The sequence below is a fragment of the Azospirillum sp. TSO35-2 genome, assembly GCF_003116095.1.
In the GTDB taxonomy this organism is placed as follows: Bacteria; Pseudomonadota; Alphaproteobacteria; order Azospirillales; family Azospirillaceae; genus Azospirillum.
Genome location: NZ_LGRA01000021.1, coordinates 2,619,535 through 2,636,847 on the forward strand (window position 1 = coordinate 2,619,535; position 17,313 = coordinate 2,636,847).

The window sequence follows — 17,313 nt, forward strand, 5'->3', positions numbered from 1 at the left end:
TGCGGCCGTTCCGGGGGTGGCATGGAGCCACAGCTCGCGGTTCCCATCCCCCCGCCGCCCGGTTCCCGGCCGATTCCCTATGGAGTCGCAGCCCGCGGTCGGCCGGTGGCCTTATGCCCAGGCCGGCCGCGGCCCAATCGCGGGCTGTTGCTCCATCACCGCGGGCAAAGGCTCCATCATCGCGGGGAAGGGCGCCATCACCGCGGGCTGTCGCTCCACCCCGAAGGCGGTAAAATCCTTCGGTTCTGTTGCACCCGGCGCCGTGGCGGGCCATGGTTGGTCCCGACCTTCGGAGACGATGATGAGCAAGATGGCCTCGACCAGCGCCGCGCAACTGATCCTGTTCGAGCTGGAAGACCGTTCGCAGTCGCACCTGATCGCGCTCTACGATCTGGCGCCGCGCTTCGTCTTCGTCTCGCGCGACAACGACAAGGACAAGGTGGCGAAGGACAAGGGCGAGGTCGTCACCAAGGACAGCTTCATCAAGTCGGTGCGGCGCGAATTCGCCTTCCGCGGCCGCAACTACCGCCTGACCGTCCAGCCCGCCCGCATCGACCGGCTGGGCCCGGCGAAGAAGGACGACCGCGCCCCCAGCGGCGCCCCGGATCTGGTCGAGGTCGAGATCTTCCCGTCGGAGCGCGAGCAGGTGGTGGAGCAGGTGGTGCGCCGCCTCGCCATGGACCGCTCGCGGCTGTCGCTGACCGGCGAGAACCGCGACAAGGTGCAGATGCGCTTCAGCCTGTATGAAATCCAGCGGGAGCTGCGGGCGGTCAACCACACCCTGTCGATCCAGGACATCCGCGAATCGCTGACCATCCTGGCGCGCTCGCGCATCATCATCTCCACCGGCGGCAGCGCCGAGCCGGGCAAGAAGAGCCGCGGGCAGAACCTGCTGGAATCCACCGCCTTTCCGGTGCTGGCGATCCGCTCGCGCCCGGATCTGGTCGACGAGGACGGCGGCGTCGAGGAAACCTACCTGGAGTTCAACCCGCTGGTCTCCGCCGCGATCCGCGACCTGGAGTTCAAGCCGGTGTCCTACGCCTGGCTGATGAAGCTGAAGTCGCCGGTGTCGCGCTGGCTCTACAACCGGCTGTCGATCGAATACGACACCGCCGACGACGACGCCAAGCCGGTGTCGATCAGCGCCGACGAGATCATCAAGAACAGCGGCATGAACGAGTGGTCGCGCCGCCGCGACACGCTGCGCGTGGTCACCTCCGCGGTCGACGCGCTGGTGGAGGAGGGCATCCTCGACATCGCCGACAAGGAATACACCAAGGTCGGCAAGCGCATCGACGCCATCGACTACGTGCTGACCCCCTCGGCCAAGTTCCTCGATCAGGTGCGGCGCGGCCGGCGGGTGCAGACCACCAACATCGACCTGCTCAAGGCCCTGGTCGGCAACGCGATGCGCCCCGACGGCTTCGTCCCGCTGAAGGCCGGCGAGGCGGCGGAGATGCGCCACAAGCGGGCCAAGCGGCTGGCCGGGCAGGCCCAGTCGGAACAGGCGGCGCTGCCGTTGCCGAAGAAATGACCGGTTGGTAGACGGCGGAGGCTGGTGTGGCCCTGACGGTGGCGACCTGCCAGTTTTCGGTGTCGGCTGATCCAAGGACCAACGGGGCGGAGATTCGCCGGTTCATCGGTGAAGCAGCGGCGCAAGGCGCCAACATCGTTCATGTCGGGGAGTGCGCCCTGTCCGGCTATTGCCGGTCGAACTTTCCCTCTTGGGAGGGCTATAACTGGCTCGCCCTGCGTGATGAAGCGCAACGGGTGATGGATGCCTGCAGTCACCATGGCATCTGGGCTGTGGTCGGCAGCAGCCATCCGCTGTCGAACACCAACCATCCGCACAATTCTGTCTACATCGTCACGCCGGACGGGCGGCTTGCCGACCGCTATGACAAGCGCCGCTGTTCGCCGGGAGATCTGACCTGCTACACGCCGGGAGATCACCCCGTTGTCTTCGAGGTGAAGGGAGTCCGTTGCGGCGTGCTGGTTTGTATGGAGGAGCGCTTTCCTGACCTTTGGCAGGCTTACGCGAATGACGGCGTGACTCTCGTCTTTCACAGCACCTCGGGCAGCCTGACGGCCGCGGCTGACACCGACTGGACGGGAATGACCGGCATTCTTGCCCGGGCCAATGCGCAGCACCATCAGCTGTTCATCAGCCAGGCGTCATGGTGCCCGCCCTTCCAAGAGTTTCCCAGCCTGTGGGTGGAGCGCGGCGGGCATGCGTTCCGCCAATGCGACCGGCATGTGGCCGGAATGATGCTCAACCGGATTCCCGACGATGCCGAGAAGGACGGGTTTTACGGAATGGTTCGGCGTTTTCGCGCCGAGGCGCGGAGTGGGGCTCTGTATGCCGGTCACCGGTGCGACGACCCGCGAAGCCGGGACCGGACAACGCTCTGAGGCATGATGACGGGTTCAGGACGTCTTGACTCCCGAACCCGCCACCGGGCCACGCCGGGTACTAAGCCGGCGTCGCGCATGAAAGCGCTCAGCGCGGCAGCAACCGCCGCGCCAGCAGGGTGATCGCGGTCCCCAGCACGGCGCCGGCCAGCACGTCCGACGCCCAATGCCGGTGCCGCACCACGCGGCCGCTGGCCAGCGCCGCCGCGGTCCCATAGATCACCAGACTTTGCGCCGGCGACCGGCTGACGGTTGCCAGCGCGGTGGCGGCGGCGAAGGCGCTGGCCGCGTGGCCAGACGGCAGCGACCGGGCGCTGATGCGCCAGCCCCGCTTGCGGCGTGGCGCGCATTCGTCCGGACGGCGGCGCTTGACGAAGCGTTTGATCGAGCGGCTGGCGGTGGCGGTCGCCACCAGACCGACCACGCCGACGCCGCCGGCGCGGCGCAGATCGGCGTTCCCGGTCAGCACCCCGACGCCGCAGGCGATGGCGAAGCCGGGGATCAGGACATGCCGCTTTATGACGTAATGGCCCGCGGTTGCCAGCGCTTGGCTGACCGGGCCGGGGTCGCAGGTGACGGCGTCGTGGAGCTGCCCGTCCAGGCTGTCGATCGCGCTCAGGGCGGGCTGGAGAAGCTCCGGTGCCGGCGTGCCGCCATAGCCGATCGCAATCGCTCCATCCCCGCCCGTCGTCCCTGCCGTCTCCCTCGTCGTCCCGATGGTGTCGCTCATGCCGTCATTCCCCTGCACGTCGCGCCGCATGCGCCGGCGCCGCAGGGGAACGCGGCCTGGGCGGGAACGGTTCCGCCGACGGCGGGCGGATCAGCCCTGCGCCGGCCGCCAGCCGACGACGGCGTCCAGCACCGCCGCCAGCACCCGTTGCAGCCGCTCCGCCCGGTCGGGGCGGTAGGCGAAGGGCGGCGCCTCCTCGTCCATGTAGCGGTCCTGGGCAAGCTCCATCTGCAGCGCCTGGACGCCGTCGGCCGGGCGGCCGTACCAGCGGGTGATGTGGCCGCCGACGAAGCGGCCATCGGTGACGCAGCTCAACCCCTCCGCCGCCGCGGCCCGCTCCATCGCTGCGACGACACCCTTGATCAGCCCCGGATCGGCGCTGGTGCCGCGCGCGGTGCCCAAATTCAGGTCGGGCAGCCGCCCGTCGAACAGCCGCGGCACATGACTGCGGATCGAGTGGGCGTCGTAGAGCAGGGCGAAGCCGTGGCGGGCCTTGACCCGCGCCAGCTCCGCCGCCAGGGCGTCGTGGTAGGGGCGCCAATAGCTCTCGACCCGCTGCGCCACCTCCGCCGCGTCGGGCGCCCGACCGTCGCGGTAGAGCGGGGTGCCGTCGAACAGGATGTCCGGGCACAGGCCGGTGGTTGCCTGCCCGGGATACAGGCTCTCGCCGCTGGACGACCGGTTGAGGTCGATGACATAGCGCGACAGGCGGGCGCTCAGCAGCGTCGCCCCCCGGCCGCGGGCGAAGCCGTACAGGCGTGGCATGTGCCAGTCGGTGTCGCGCAGGGTCAGCGCCTCGTCGGTCAGACGCTCCGCCAGGCCGGGGAAAAGGCCGGTGCCGCAATGCGGCATGCTGATCACCAGCGGCCCGTCGCCCCGAACCAGATCATACACCGCGTCGCTCATCGCACCGCCTCCAGATCCACCGGCATCAGCGCGTCCAGCGCCCCGTCGCGCACCATGGCGCCGATGGCGGCCAGATCCGGGGCGAAGTAGCGGTCGACCTCATAGCGCGGCACCTGCGCCCGCACCGTGGCGATCGCCTGTTCCAGCCGGTCCGACGTCGTCAGCGGCCGGTGGAACTCCAGCCCCTGGATCGCGGCCAAAAGCTCTATGCCGACGATGTCGGCGACGTTGCCGGCGATGTCGCCCAGCCGCCGCGCCGCAAAGGTCGCCATGCTGACATGGTCCTCCTGGTTGGCGGAGGTCGGCAGGCTGTCGACGCTGGCCGGGTGGGCGAGCGACTTGTTCTCCGACGCCAGCGCCGCCGCGGTGACATGGGCGATCATGAAGCCGGAGTTCAGCCCCGGCTCGGCGACCAGGAAGGGCGGCAGGCCGCTGATGGTGGTGTCGATCAGCATGGCGATGCGGCGTTCGGCCAGCGCGCCGATCTCCGACGCGGCGATGGCGAGCTGGTCGGCGGCCATCGCCACCGGCTCGGCGTGGAAGTTGCCGCCGGACAGCACCTCGTCGGTGTCGACCAGCACCAGCGGGTTGTCGGTGACGCCGTTCGCCTCGATGGTCAGCGTTCGCGCCGCCTGCCGCATCTGGTCGAGCACCGCGCCCATCACCTGCGGCTGGCAGCGCAGGCTGTAGGGGTCCTGCACCCGGTGGCAGTCGGGACCCTGGTGGCTGGCGTTCAGCGCGCTGCCGGCCAGCACGTCCCGGAAGGCGGCGGCGACGGCGATCTGACTGGGCTGGCCGCGCAGCGCGCTGATCCGGCCGTCGAACGGCCGGTGGCTGCCCTTGACCGCCTCGACCGACAGGGCCCCGGCGACCAGCGCCGCCTTGAAGGTCCGCTCAATCTCGAACAGCCCGGCCAGCGCCAGACCGGTCGACACCTGGGTGCCGTTGATCAGCGCCAACCCTTCCTTGGCCTTCAGCTCGAAGCGCGGCAGGCCGGCGATGCGCAGCCCCTCGTCGGCCGGCAGGATCTCGCCCTTCACCCGGACATGGCCGATGCCGAGCAGCACGCCGCACAGATGGGCGAGCGGCGCCAGATCGCCCGAGGCACCGACGGAGCCCTTGCCCGGCACCACCGGCAGCACGTCGGCCTCATAGAGCTTCAGCAGCGCGTCGACCAGCGCCGGCCGCACGCCCGACGCGCCGACCGCGAGGCTGACCGCCTTGATCACCAGGATCAGCCGGACGACTCCGTCGGCCAGCGGCGTGCCGACGCCGGTGGCGTGCGACAGGATCAGGTTGCGCTGGAGAGTCTCCAGATCCGCCGAGGCGATGTGGGTGTGGGCCAGCTTGCCGAAGCCGGTGTTGACGCCATAGACCGCCTCGTCGCCGCCGGCGATCTTGTCGATCAACGCCCGCGAGCGCTCCATCCGCGGGTAGGCCGCCGGGTCGAGCGTCAGGGCCGGACGGCCGCGATAGACCGCGCGCAGGGTGTCGAGCGACAGGTCGCCCGGAACCAGAGTGATGCTCATCCCAGAAGTCTCCCAAGAGTGTTCTTGAAGCGGTCGGCGATCTCCTCCTCGCGCGGGTGGCGGCGGTCGCGGACGATCGGGCGTCCGGCGATCACCACGTCGCGCACGAGGGGGGCGTTGCCGGCGAAGATCCAGCCGTCGAGCAGCGCGTCGCCCTTGCGCGCCGCCAGCAGCGGGTGGTCGGTGTCGAGCGTGACGAGGTCGGCGCGCAAGCCCACGGCGATGCGTCCGGCGGCGAATCCGCTGGCCTGCGCCCCGCCCGCCTGGGCGTCCTCGACCAGCCGGCGCGCGGTGGAGCGGCGCGGGCCGCCGGCCAGCACGGTGCGCCGGCCGCTGGTCAGCCGCGCGCTATATTCCAGCCAGCGCAGATCCTCCACTGGGCTGACCGAGATGTGGCTGTCCGACCCGATGCCCCAGCGCCCGCCCTGCTCCAGGTACGGCTCGGCGGCGAAGAAGCCGTCGCCCAGATTGGCCTCGGTCGTCGGGCACAGGCCGGCGACGGCGCCGCTGGCGGCGACGCCGCGCAGCTCCGCGTCGGTCATGTGGGTGGCGTGGATCAGGCACCAGCGGCCGTCGACCGGCTGCGTCTCTAGCAGATGCTCCACCGGGCGGCGGCCATGGTGGGCGAGGCAGTCCTCGACCTCGCGGCGCTGCTCGGCGATGTGGATGTGGATCGGGCCTTGCGGGTGGGCGGCGACCGTCTCGCCCAGCAGGGCGTCCGGCACGGCGCGCAACGAATGCGGGGCGATGCCCAGCCGCACGTCGTCGTCGTCGCCATAGGCGCGGCGCAGGGCCTCGGTCAGCCGCGCGAACCCTGCCCCGTCATGGATGAAGCGGCGCTGCCCGGCGGTCGGCGGCGTGCCGCCGAAGCCCGACGCGTTGTAGAGCACCGGCAGCAGCGTGATCGGCAGCCCGACCGCGCGGGCGGCGGCCACCGCGCGGTGGCTCATCTCCGCCGGGTCGGCGTAGGGCCGCCCGTCGCGGTCGTGGTGCAGGTAATGGAATTCGGCGATGGCGGTGAAGCCGGCCTTCAGCGTCTCGACATAGAGCTGGGCAGCGACCGCCTCGAAATCCTCCGGCCCCATGCGGTCGAGCGCCCGGTACATCACCTCGCGCCAGCTCCAGAAGCTGTCCGACCCGTCGCCCGAGGCCTCGCCCATCCCGGCGATGGCGCGCTGGTGGGCGTGGGAGTGCAGGTTGGCGATGCCGGCGACCGCCGCCCCGGCGAAGCGCTCGGCTTCGGCCGGGCAGGGCGCGCCGCTCACCACCGCGACGATCCGCCCGCGGTCGTCGGTGGTGACCAGCACATCCTCCGCCCAGCCGTCCGGCAGCAGCGCGGCGGCAAAAAACAGGTTGCTCATGCAAGCGCCCTCGCTATTATAGACAACACTATACAAGTATAGGCAACCGGCTGCCAAGAGGGTTGCTGAACGAACTTTCCCTCTCCCGCCCCGGGAGAGGGAGGGGACCCGCCGAAGGCGGGGAGGGTGAGGGGCAGGGCAAGAGTCCAGGAGCGCATGGTTCCTTGGGCAAACCCTTACCCTTCCCATGGCCCGCGCCATGGGCCCCTTCCCTCTCCCGGGGCGGGAGAGGGTGCAAGGAAAGGACCGAACCGATGCCGACCAGCGCGCCGTGGGATTCCCTGTGGATCGACCTGTCCGTCGCGACGATGGACAGCAAGGCCGGCCCCGACGGCTACGGCGCCATCGCCGACGCCGCGGTCGGCATCAAGGACGGCCGCATCGCCTTCGTCGGCCCGCGCAGCGCCTTGCCCGACGCGCCCGACGCGCTGGCGACCGAGGTCCAGTCCGGCGGCGGCGGCTGGATGACCCCCGGCCTGATCGACTGCCACACCCACCTCGTCTATGGTGGCAACCGCGCCCGCGAGTTCGAGATGCGGCTGAACGGCGCCACCTACGAGGAGATCGCGCGGGCCGGCGGCGGCATCCTGTCCACCGTCACCGCCACCCGCGCCGCGGACGAGGACACGCTGCTGGCCGCCACCCTGCCGCGGCTCGACAGCTTGCTGGCCGAGGGCGTCACCACGGTGGAGGTCAAGTCCGGCTACGGCCTCGACACCGAGACCGAGACGCGCATGCTCTGCGTCGCCCGCCGGCTGGGGCAGGTCCGCCCGGTGGAGGTCCGCACCACCTACCTCGGCGCCCACGCCCTGCCGCCCGAGTTCAGGAACGACCCCGACGGCTACATCGACCGCATCTGCGCCGAGACGCTGCCGGCGATCGCCGAGGCCGGTCTGGCCGACGCGGTCGACGCCTTCTGCGAGGGCATCGGTTTCTCGGTCGCCCAGACCCGCCGGGTGTTCGAGACGGCGCGCCGCCTCCGCCTGCCGGTGAAGCTGCACGCCGAACAGCTCAGCAACCTCGGCGGCGCCAAGCTGGTGGCGGAGTTCGGCGGCCTGTCCGCCGACCACATCGAGCATCTCGACGAGGACGGCGTCGCCGCGATGGCGCGGGCCGGCACGGTGGCGGTGCTGCTGCCCGGCGCCTTCTACGCCCTGCGCGAAACCAAGATGCCGCCGATCGACGCCTTGCGCCGGCATGGCGTGGCGATGGCGCTGTCGACCGACAACAACCCCGGCACCTCGCCGGTCTGCTCGCTGCTGCTGATGCTGTCGATGGGCTGCACCTTCTTCCGGCTGACCCCGGCGGAGGCGCTGGCCGGCGTCACCCGCCACGCCGCCACGGCGCTGGGGCTGGACGACCGCGGCGTGATCGCGCCGGGCAAGCGCGCCGACCTCGCGGTCTGGCGCATCGAGCATCCGGCCGAACTCGCCTACGCCATCGGCCTCAACCCCTGCGTCGCCGTGGTCAACGCCGGCGTCGCCCGCTCCCCACGCATCGGGGGAACTGCGGCATGAGCGACGTCGTCTCGGTCACCCAACCGCGCTACGCCCAGATCAAGGACACCATCCGCCGCCGCATTCGCTCCGGCGACTGGCCGGAGGGCTTCCAGATCCCGTCGGAGCACAAGCTGCTGGAGGAATTCTCGGTCAGCCGCATGACCGTCCACCGCGCGCTGCGCGACCTGACCGACGAGGGGCTGCTGACCCGCGTCCAGGGGCTGGGCACCTTCGTCGCCGAACGGCCGCCCAGCGCCGACGTGGTGGAGCTGCGCAGCATCGCCGACGAGATCGCGGCGCGCGGCAATCGCCACGCCTGCCGGGTGGAGCAATTGCTCGCGGTCACCGCCGACGCCGGGCTGGCCCGCCGCTTCAACCTGCCGGTCGGCGCCAAGCTGTTCCATTCCATCGTCGTCCACAGCGAGAGCGACGTGCCGGTGCAGCTGGAGGAACGCTGGGTCAACCCGTCGGTGGCGCCCGACTATCTCGACCAGGACTTCACCCGACAGACCCCCGGCGACTATCTGATTCGCCTGGAATCGGCACCGCAGGTCGAGCACGTCATCGAAGCGGTGGCGCCGACCGCGGAGATCGCCCGGCTGCTCGACATCCCGGTCAGCGAACCCTGCCTGCGCGTCACCCGCCGCACCTGGGTCGGCGGGCGTGTCGTCACCGTGGCGATGCTGGTCCATCCCGGCAGCCGCTATCGGTTGGGCGCCCGCTTCCAGTTGCCGCCGCCCTAGACGCCGTCGCCCGCGGCCGCCCCCCATCACATCATCCTCCCACCAGGAGCCTGCCACCGATGTCCTCCCGCCTCGACAACCAGCGCGTCATCCGTGCCCCGCGCGGCCCCGAACTGAGCTGCAAGAGCTGGCTCGCCGAGGCGCCGATGCGCATGCTGATGAACAACCTCGACCCCGACGTCGCCGAACGCCCGCAGGAGCTGGTGGTCTATGGCGGCATCGGCCGCGCCGCCCGCGACTGGGACAGCTACGACCGCATCGTCGCGGCGCTGAAGACGCTGAACGACGACGAGACGCTGCTGGTGCAGTCGGGCAAGCCGGTCGGCGTCTTCCGCACCCACGCCGACGCGCCGCGCGTGCTGATCGCCAACTCCAACCTGGTGCCGCGCTGGGCGACCTGGGAGCATTTCAACGAGCTGGACCGCAAGGGTCTGGCGATGTACGGCCAGATGACCGCCGGTTCCTGGATCTACATCGGCAGCCAGGGCATCGTGCAGGGCACCTACGAGACCTTCGTCGAGGCCGGGCGCCAGCATTACGACGGCAGCCTGAAGGGCAAGTGGATCCTGACCGGCGGGCTGGGCGGCATGGGCGGCGCCCAGCCGCTGGCCGCGACCATGGCCGGCGCCTGCATGCTGGCGGTCGAGTGCCGCCCCAGCAGCATCGAGATGCGCATCCGCACCGGCTACCTCGACCGCCACACCGCCGACCTCGACGAGGCGCTGGCCTGGATCAACGCGGCCTGCGCCAAGGGCGAGGCGATCTCGGTCGGCCTGCTCGGCAACGCCGCCGACGTCTTCCCCGAGCTGGCGCGCCGCGCCGGCACCGACCTGACCGCCCGGCCGCACATCGTCACCGACCAGACCTCCGCCCACGACCCGGTCAACGGCTACCTGCCGCAGGGCTGGACCCTGGCGGAGTGGGAAGCGGCGCGCGAGAGCCAGCCCGCTGCGGTGGCCGCCGCCGCCCGCAAGTCGATGCGCGTCCAGGTCGAAGCGATGCTGGCCTTCCACGGCATGGGCATCCCGACCGTCGATTACGGCAACAACATCCGCCAGATGGCGAAGGAGGAGGGGCTGGAGAACGCCTTCGACTTCCCCGGCTTCGTCCCCGCCTACATCCGCCCGCTGTTCTGCCGCGGCGTCGGCCCCTTCCGCTGGGCCGCCCTGTCCGGCGATCCGCAAGACATCCTGAAGACCGACGCCAAGGTGAAGGAGCTGATCCCCGACGATCCCCACCTGCACAACTGGCTCGACATGGCGCGCGAGCGCATCCAGTTCCAGGGCCTGCCGGCGCGCATCTGCTGGGTCGGGCTGGGCCAGCGCCACCGTCTGGGCCTCGCCTTCAACGCGATGGTGAAGTCGGGCGAGCTGAAGGCACCGATCGTCATCGGCCGCGACCATCTCGACAGCGGCTCGGTCGCCAGCCCGAACCGCGAGACCGAGGCGATGAAGGACGGCTCCGACGCGGTGTCGGACTGGCCGCTGCTGAACGCCCTGCTGAACACGGCGAGCGGCGCCACCTGGGTCAGCCTGCACCATGGCGGCGGCGTCGGCATGGGCTTTTCGCAGCATTCCGGCATGGTCATCGTCTGCGACGGCACCGACGCGGCGGCCCGCCGGATTGAGCGCGTGCTGTGGAACGACCCCGCCACCGGCGTGATGCGCCACGCCGACGCCGGCTACGACATCGCGATTGAGTACGCCAAGGAGCAGGGGCTGAACTTGCCGTTCTTGGGGTAGGGGGTTTGGGTTTGTGAGAGTGGGGGCGTGGGAGGCGATGGGCCTCCCACATCCCCTGTCAGCGGCGGAAAATAGGTCGTGCTGTCGTAGAGCCAATTGAGGGTGTGGATTGGAAATTTGCTCTCTCGTAATAAGAGACTTGGCACGAATTGTCGCACAAAATGCGATATTTTGATCATTTTTCACCAACCAGCGAGCGGCTTCTTGACGAGCTGTTGTATCCGAATTATCGTGGCGGCCATTTTTAATAGAGAAAAGATCGGCAGGCTTCCATGCGTACTTTTACAGGAGAAGAATTCGAAGATGAGGTAAAAAGAATTTGCAGGAGCCTTTTTTCCGACTCGATCGGCCAGGGCTCGGAGAAAATTGATGGCCGAGAACGTGATGGTGTGTTTTGGAATGGAAGTTTTTTCACAGTTGTTGAAGCAACAACGGACAAGAAAAAAGACAAGGCGTCATACGATGCCAAAAAAACTCATGATCTTGTCGCGAAGAAGCGTTCTGAAGGCAACATGGCCCAAGGGTATTTGGTAACCTTACATGAGCCAACGGCTGATCAGCGTGCGGTAGTAAAGAAATATGAGAAAACGACGAAGATTATATCGTTTGACGAGTTGAGGTCTCTGCTTTTTGATGCGGCAGGATATCTGAGAATCCGGTCGGAAAAGCCATTCGGATCGGTATATAACCATGTTTCTCATACGTTTGAAGTTCCGCGCTCTGAATTTGTTGCGCCAACTATTACCCGCGCTCGTACTGGAGAAATTGTATCTGTTGATCACATCAGCCAAGTGGTACAGCATTCCGCGAGGATGATTATCACCGCAGAATATGGTATTGGGAAGAGTATGTTGTTGCGAGAAGTTTATTTCTCGCTTCTAAAGGAGTTTTCTCAGAATAATAGTTTTCGTTTTCCGATTGCGATCAATTTGCGAGAACATCTAGGGCAATCGGATCCCGTTGAACTTCTTGAAAGGCACGCCAGGAATAACGCAGCTGATCCTAGGAGATTGGTTGCTGCCTGGAGTGCCGGGTATGTAGATTTGATTATCGACGGCTTTGACGAGTTGTCGACGCGAGGTTGGACTGGAGATCATCGAAAGTTACGAGAGTTCAAGCGTAACACGCATGCCGTGGTAAAGAATCTGATCAAACAGACTCCAAGTAAGTCCTCTATCATCATTGCTGGCCGGGTGGCATATTTTGATTCCGACAGCGAAATGCGGGAAGCTCTTGGAGCTCCAGACGGGTTATTTGATCATTTTCTGATTCAACCCTTCGATTCAGACCAAGCCGCTGAATTTTTGAGCCGAAAGGGACGCGATGACCCACTTCCGCAGTGGCTTCCAACGCGTCCGCTTTTCTTGAGCTATTTGATAAACAAAAATCTAATTAAAGAAGCTGTAACTATTTCCTCGCATGGCTCGTTCCCTGAGGGCGCAGCTTGGTCGGCGCTTCTTGGAATGATTGCGTCACGCGAGAGTGAGCAGTCAGAGGGCGTAGATAAAGACGCGATCCTTCAATTTTGGGGGTTGTTGGCTACCAAAGCCAGACAAGGCAATGCTATTCAGAAAAGCTTCTCTCCAAAGGAAATGGATGAAGTTTTTCATGAGGCCACTGGAAATACCGTAAGCGAAGAGGAGCGTCGAGTGCTCCTTCGGTTGCCTGGCTTGGGCATCTCTCCAAATGACGCCTCGAATCGGACCTTTATTGATGTCGACTTTCTTAATGCAGCGAGTGCAAATCTAGTAATATCGCATATTAGGTACCCTTATGGTGATGAGGCATATAGAGCTGACCTCCGCAGCATTGCTCAGCAACTCAATCAGGTGGGGACTCATGTTGTCTGTTCAATGATCGAGACTGAAGGCATCTCTCCAGGCCTACTTAGCGCATGTCTTTCTAAAGAGATAGATGAAGGAAACTATGCGCTAGCTTTTGATCTTTTCTTTCCTGCGATTTTTCTAGGGGAATCGCAGAAATACATGAAATTTGAGGGGCTAGATATTGAGGAACTTGATATCTGCCAAGAAGTATGGGACTCAATCAGGGTTAAATTTTGTAATTGTCTGATTTCAAACTTGGTTCTTCCTCCGGATGGCCCGCTTCCTTTAGATCTACAATTTGTAGATTGCTTAATAGGCAATATTGATGGTCGCTCATCTGAGCGAGATTTGCCGGAAAGAAGCTTTGTAAACTGCGAAGTTGGGAATTTCTCAAGCTCGTATTCAGTAAATAATGAAGTTCTAGGATCCGAACTGCCAATAGGGGTTCGAGTCTTGGTGGTTACACTGAGAAAGGTGTATGCTCAATCCGGTATTTCCAGGCTTGAAAGTGCTTTGCTGCGCGGTTTGGATCATAGATCGCGAATGATCGCTCCAGATGTCATTGAGTATCTAAGGAAGCACGGATTTCTTGTCGAAAGTGGAAGGCAGGGGAAAACTATCTATGCAGGAACACGCTCTATGCGTAAGGATGCGCTTGCAATCATTCAGTCTCCTGCAACACACCAAGCGCCGGTTCTAGATGCGTGCAGGAAGCTCTCCTGAATAATGAGCTTTTTGCCACCTCAAGCCATCCAATGGCTTGGAGAAATCGTTGGTCTAGATGGGCGGTTCCAACCTCCGCTTATCAGCCCCCCGCCGTCGTGATAGGAATGAACAACTCCTGTCTCGGCCGCGGAGGGACCGGCATGTTCCATCGGCACCCGTCATCCGCAACCCTCTGCAACATCGTCATTCCCGGGCATCCGCGAGCCCGCTCCGCCACGGTGCCCGCCCGCCGATCCGGCGCATGGAACAGTGAAACAGGACGCCGTTCCTGTTTCACCCGGTTTCAAACGTTCCATCCGCGTTCATCCCACGGCGGCGCTCCCGGTCCCTCCGACCGCCGTTGCCCGTCAAGACCCCAGGTTGATGATCTCCACCCGGCGGTTGACCGCGCTGGCCGGGTCGGCGGGGTTCAGCAGTTGCTGCGCGCCGCGGCCGACCGCCACCAGCCGGCCGGGCGCGACGCCGAAGGTCCGCGTCAGGTAGGCGCCGACCGAGGCGGCGCGGCGCTTCGACAAAGCGAGGTTGTAGTCGGGCTTGCCGACGCCGTCGGTGTGGCCGGTCAGTTGGAAGCGGTAGGCGCTCAGCTCCGGCGAGGTCAGGGCGCGGCCCAGCTCGTTCAGGATGCCGGTCGCCGTCGGCGTCAGTTCCGCCGAGTTGAAGGCGAACTCGACCTGGAAGCTGATCCGCGGCGCCGCCGCCGGCGGTTGGGCCGGGGGCTGGGCTTGGGCCTGCACCGGGGCAGGGGCAGGGGCAGTCATCGGGGCCTGGGCGGCGGGAGGGGCGGCCGGCCTCACGGTCGTGATGGTGGCGGGCGGCGCCGGGGGCGTGGCCTCCGTCGCGTCGCCGGTGCCAAGCGACAGGCCGCGCGTCCTCGGCGCGTCGGCGTTCGATGGGCCGGCCGGCGCGTCCTGCGGGATCAGCGCCCGGATGAAGTCCTCCGTGGTGGTCGGCGCCCCGCTTGGGTCGGTCGCCTGCGCGGCGCCGCCCAGCGCCAGCAGCAGGGCCAGACCGGCGGCGCCCGACCGCCACAGCCTGGGGCACAGCCTGGGGGTGAGCGCCCCGTCGGCCATCGTCCCGGCCATTGCCCCGGCCGTCGTCCCGTTCCTCATCGCCGCTGCCCCCCGGTTTCCGATCCAGACCAATTCGGCCGCATGCTAAACGATGGCGTGCCGGCGTTCCAGGGGGCGACCGGGGGCGTGACGGCGGCGGACCATTTTTGCCGCAGCGTCGGGTGGTGCCCGGTCTTGCTCCCGCCACAGTGCGGCGATACCGTGCAGCCCACGCCGCAGCCGTCCCGTGGGATCATGCACGACATCGTCATCCAAGTCCTCGGCGTTGCCGGGCTTCTCGCCCTCGTCAGCTTCCTGCCGCCGCTGGCCGCCCGCTTCCAGGTGCCCTACACGGTGCTGCTCGCCGGGGTCGGGGTGGCGCTGGGCGCGGTGATCCAGACCTTCGCCGGGATGCCGGGCAAGGACCCGTTCCACGACTTCCTGAACTCGCTGGCCGAGCTGGACATCTCGTCCGACGTGCTGCTGCACGTCTTCCTGCCGATCCTGCTGTTCGAAACGGCGCTGGCGGTCGATGTGCGGCGGCTGTTCGACGATCTCGGGCCGATCCTGCTGATGGCGGTGGTGGCGGTGTTCGTCTGCACCTTCACCGTCGGCTACGCCGTCAGCCTGTTCACCCCGCTGGGGCTGGTCGCCTGCCTGCTGCTCGGTTCCATCGTCGCCTCGACCGACCCGGCGGCGGTCATCGGCATCTTCCGCGACCTGGGCGCGCCGCGCCGGCTGACCACGCTGGTCGAGGGCGAGAGCCTGCTGAACGACGCCGCCGCCATCGCGCTGTTCACCCTGCTGCTCGACATGCTGACGCGCACCTCGCACGGCGGCGGTGCCGGGGTGGCGGCGCTCGATTTCCTGCGCGATTTCTCCGGCGGCGTCGTCACCGGCTACATCTGCGGCCGCATCGTCTGCATGCTGGTGGAGCCGGTGCGCAACCAGCCGATGGCGGAGATCACGCTGACGGTGGCGCTCGCCTACCTCTCCTATGTGCTGGCGGAGCATTACGTCGGCGCGTCGGGCGTGGTGGCGGTGGTGTCGTCGGCGCTGGTCATCGGCTCGGTCGGGCGGACCCGCATCTCGCCCGCCACCTGGGGGGCGATGGAGCATGTCTGGCGGCAGCTCGGCTTCTGGGCCAACTCGATGATCTTCCTGCTGACCGCCATCCTGGTGCCGCGCCTGATGGCCGATGTCGGCTGGGGCGAGCTGGGGCTGGTGGTGGTGGTGGTGGTCGCCGCCTTCGCCGCGCGCGCGCTGGTGCTGTTCGGCCTGCTGCCGCTGTTGTCCTGGGCCGGCCTGGCGCAGCGGGTCAGCCACTCCTACAAGGCGGTGATGCTGTGGGGCGGCCTGCGCGGGGCGGTGTCGCTGACGCTGGCGCTGGCGGTGACCGAGAATTTCCGGGTGAACGACCGCGTCCAGAGCTTCATCGCGGTGATGGTCACCGGCTTCGTCTTCGTCACCCTGTTCGTCAACGGCGCCACCCTGCGCTGGCTGATCCGCGTGCTGAAGCTGGACGAGCTGACGCCGGTGGAGCGCGCCATGCGCAACCGCGCGCTGGCGCTGTCGACCGACAGCATCCGCGACCGCGTCGCCGTCGTCGCCAAGACCTACGAGGTCGACAGCGTCGTCAAGGACGTGATGGTCGCCCGCTACGAGGAGCGGCTGAAGCAGATCGACCAGGAGCGGCAGGAGGAAGCGCCGCTGCGCGACGAGGACCGGGTGACCATCGGCCTCGCCATCCTGGTCAATCGCGAGGAAGAACTCTATTACGCCCACTTCTCCGAAGGGGTGGTGTCGCGCGGCGTGATGGACATGCTGGCCGGGCGCACCGGCCGGCTGCTCGACGCGGTGAAGCTCCAGGGCCGCAACGGTTATCGCGCCTTCGAGGAGCCGTTCATCGCCTTCTCGCCCTGGATGCGCGGGGCGAGCTGGCTGCAGCGCCGCTTCGGCATCCACCGCCCGCTGGCCCGCCGCCTGTCGATGCGGTTCGAGGTGCTGGTGGCGGTGCGCACCGTGCTGCGCGAGCTGCTGGCCTTCACCCGCGACCGGCTGGCCCGGGTGCTGGGGCCGGAGGTGGCGTTCGAGCTGGAGGGCATGCTGGTCGGCCGGCTCGGCATCGTCGAACAGGCGCTGGCGGCGCTGAAGCTGCAATACCCGGACTACGCCGTGGTGCTGCAGAGCCGCTACGTCGGCCGCGCCGCCCTGCGGCTGGAGCACGCCGAATACCGCGCCATGCACGCCGAATCGATCATCAGCCAGGAGGTGCTGACCGACCTGGAGCGCGACCTGGAGCAGCGCCGCCGCGCGTTGGAACGGCTGCCCAAGCTGGACGTCCGCTTCGACGTGGCGGAGCTGGTGCGCCGGGTGCCGTTGTTCGCCGGGCTGCCGGCGGAGCGGGTGACGACCATCGCCACGCTGCTGCGCGCCCAGCTCGCCCTGCCGGGGGAGACCATCGTCCGCAAGGGCGACCGCGGCGACGCCATGTTCTTCATCGCGTCGGGCGCCGTCGAGGTGCTGGTGCCCAACCTGGCGGAGCCGGTGAAGCTCGGCACCGGCGACTTCTTCGGCGAGATGGCGTTGCTGTCCCGCCAGCGGCGCAATGCAGACGTGCGGGCGCTGGGCTATTGCCAACTGCTGCTGCTGGATGAGAAGGATTTCCGCCGGCTGGTGCAGAAGGACGCGGACCTGCGCTCCCACATCCAGGCGGTCGCCGAGGCGCGCCGTCAACCGACCCCGTCGGCCCCGGCGGTCCCCGCGGCGGGCTGACCGTACGGGAAGGGG

General features: G+C 67.1%; 12 protein-coding genes. 7 read left to right on the forward strand and 5 right to left on the reverse strand.

Features of this window, described 5'->3' with window-relative positions; genetic code table 11:
* Positions 1 to 301: 301 nt before the first annotated feature.
* Positions 302 to 1,534 (forward strand): plasmid replication protein, encoded by a 1,233-nt coding sequence (locus TSO352_RS27925; protein ID WP_109110319.1) that lies wholly within the window; start codon positions 302 to 304, stop codon positions 1,532 to 1,534.
* Between the two features lie 26 nt (positions 1,535 to 1,560).
* On the forward strand, positions 1,561 to 2,412 hold the full coding sequence (locus tag TSO352_RS27930) for a carbon-nitrogen hydrolase family protein (RefSeq protein ID WP_109110320.1): 852 nt from the start codon (positions 1,561 to 1,563) through the stop codon (positions 2,410 to 2,412).
* A gap of 88 nt (positions 2,413 to 2,500) precedes the next feature.
* Here the strand turns inward: TSO352_RS27930 and TSO352_RS27935 are convergent, their stop codons facing one another.
* The 4 genes from TSO352_RS27935 to TSO352_RS27950 form a co-directional block, all read right to left on the reverse strand.
* Positions 2,501 to 3,142 (reverse strand): phosphatase PAP2 family protein, encoded by a 642-nt coding sequence (locus TSO352_RS27935; RefSeq protein WP_109110321.1) that lies wholly within the window; start codon positions 3,140 to 3,142, stop codon positions 2,501 to 2,503.
* A gap of 90 nt (positions 3,143 to 3,232) precedes the next feature.
* Positions 3,233 to 4,048, reverse strand: coding sequence for an N-formylglutamate deformylase (hutG, locus tag TSO352_RS27940; RefSeq protein WP_109110322.1), 816 nt, complete (start codon positions 4,046 to 4,048; stop codon positions 3,233 to 3,235).
* Positions 4,045 to 5,577 carry a histidine ammonia-lyase gene (gene hutH / locus TSO352_RS27945; protein ID WP_109110323.1) on the reverse strand — a complete coding sequence of 511 codons (1,533 nt, stop codon included), beginning with the start codon at positions 5,575 to 5,577 and terminating at the stop codon, positions 4,045 to 4,047. Before hutH ends, hutG begins: the two co-directional genes overlap by 4 nt.
* Complete coding sequence (locus TSO352_RS27950; protein WP_109110324.1) at positions 5,574 to 6,938, reverse strand: formimidoylglutamate deiminase; 1,365 nt, start codon at positions 6,936 to 6,938, stop codon at positions 5,574 to 5,576. Before TSO352_RS27950 ends, hutH begins: the two co-directional genes overlap by 4 nt.
* A 254-nt stretch (positions 6,939 to 7,192) precedes the next feature.
* On the opposite strand from TSO352_RS27950, the gene hutI reads away from it, so the two are divergent.
* The 4 genes from hutI (at position 7,193) to TSO352_RS27970 (ending at position 13,471) form a co-directional block, all read left to right on the forward strand.
* On the forward strand, positions 7,193 to 8,455 hold the full coding sequence (hutI, locus tag TSO352_RS27955; RefSeq protein WP_109110325.1) for an imidazolonepropionase: 1,263 nt from the start codon (positions 7,193 to 7,195) through the stop codon (positions 8,453 to 8,455).
* Positions 8,452 to 9,180, forward strand: coding sequence for a histidine utilization repressor (gene hutC, locus TSO352_RS27960; protein WP_109110326.1), 729 nt, complete (start codon positions 8,452 to 8,454; stop codon positions 9,178 to 9,180). The genes hutI and hutC overlap by 4 nt, the downstream gene beginning before the upstream one ends.
* A 59-nt stretch (positions 9,181 to 9,239) precedes the next feature.
* Positions 9,240 to 10,922 (forward strand): urocanate hydratase, encoded by a 1,683-nt coding sequence (gene hutU / locus TSO352_RS27965; protein ID WP_109110327.1) that lies wholly within the window; start codon positions 9,240 to 9,242, stop codon positions 10,920 to 10,922.
* 272 nt (positions 10,923 to 11,194) lie between these two features.
* A complete protein-coding gene (locus TSO352_RS27970) occupies positions 11,195 to 13,471 on the forward strand; it encodes an NACHT domain-containing protein (RefSeq protein WP_109110917.1) in 2,277 nt (758 codons plus the stop codon).
* 350 nt (positions 13,472 to 13,821) lie between these two features.
* Here TSO352_RS27970 and TSO352_RS27975 read toward each other — a convergent pair whose 3' ends face one another.
* Positions 13,822 to 14,583 carry an OmpA family protein gene (locus TSO352_RS27975; RefSeq protein ID WP_247872474.1) on the reverse strand — a complete coding sequence of 254 codons (762 nt, stop codon included), beginning with the start codon at positions 14,581 to 14,583 and terminating at the stop codon, positions 13,822 to 13,824.
* Positions 14,584 to 14,778: 195 nt separating this feature from the next.
* Between TSO352_RS27975 and TSO352_RS27980 the strand changes: the two genes are divergently transcribed.
* A complete protein-coding gene (locus TSO352_RS27980) occupies positions 14,779 to 17,298 on the forward strand; it encodes a cation:proton antiporter (protein ID WP_109110329.1) in 2,520 nt (839 codons plus the stop codon).
* Positions 17,299 to 17,313: the final 15 nt, after the last annotated feature.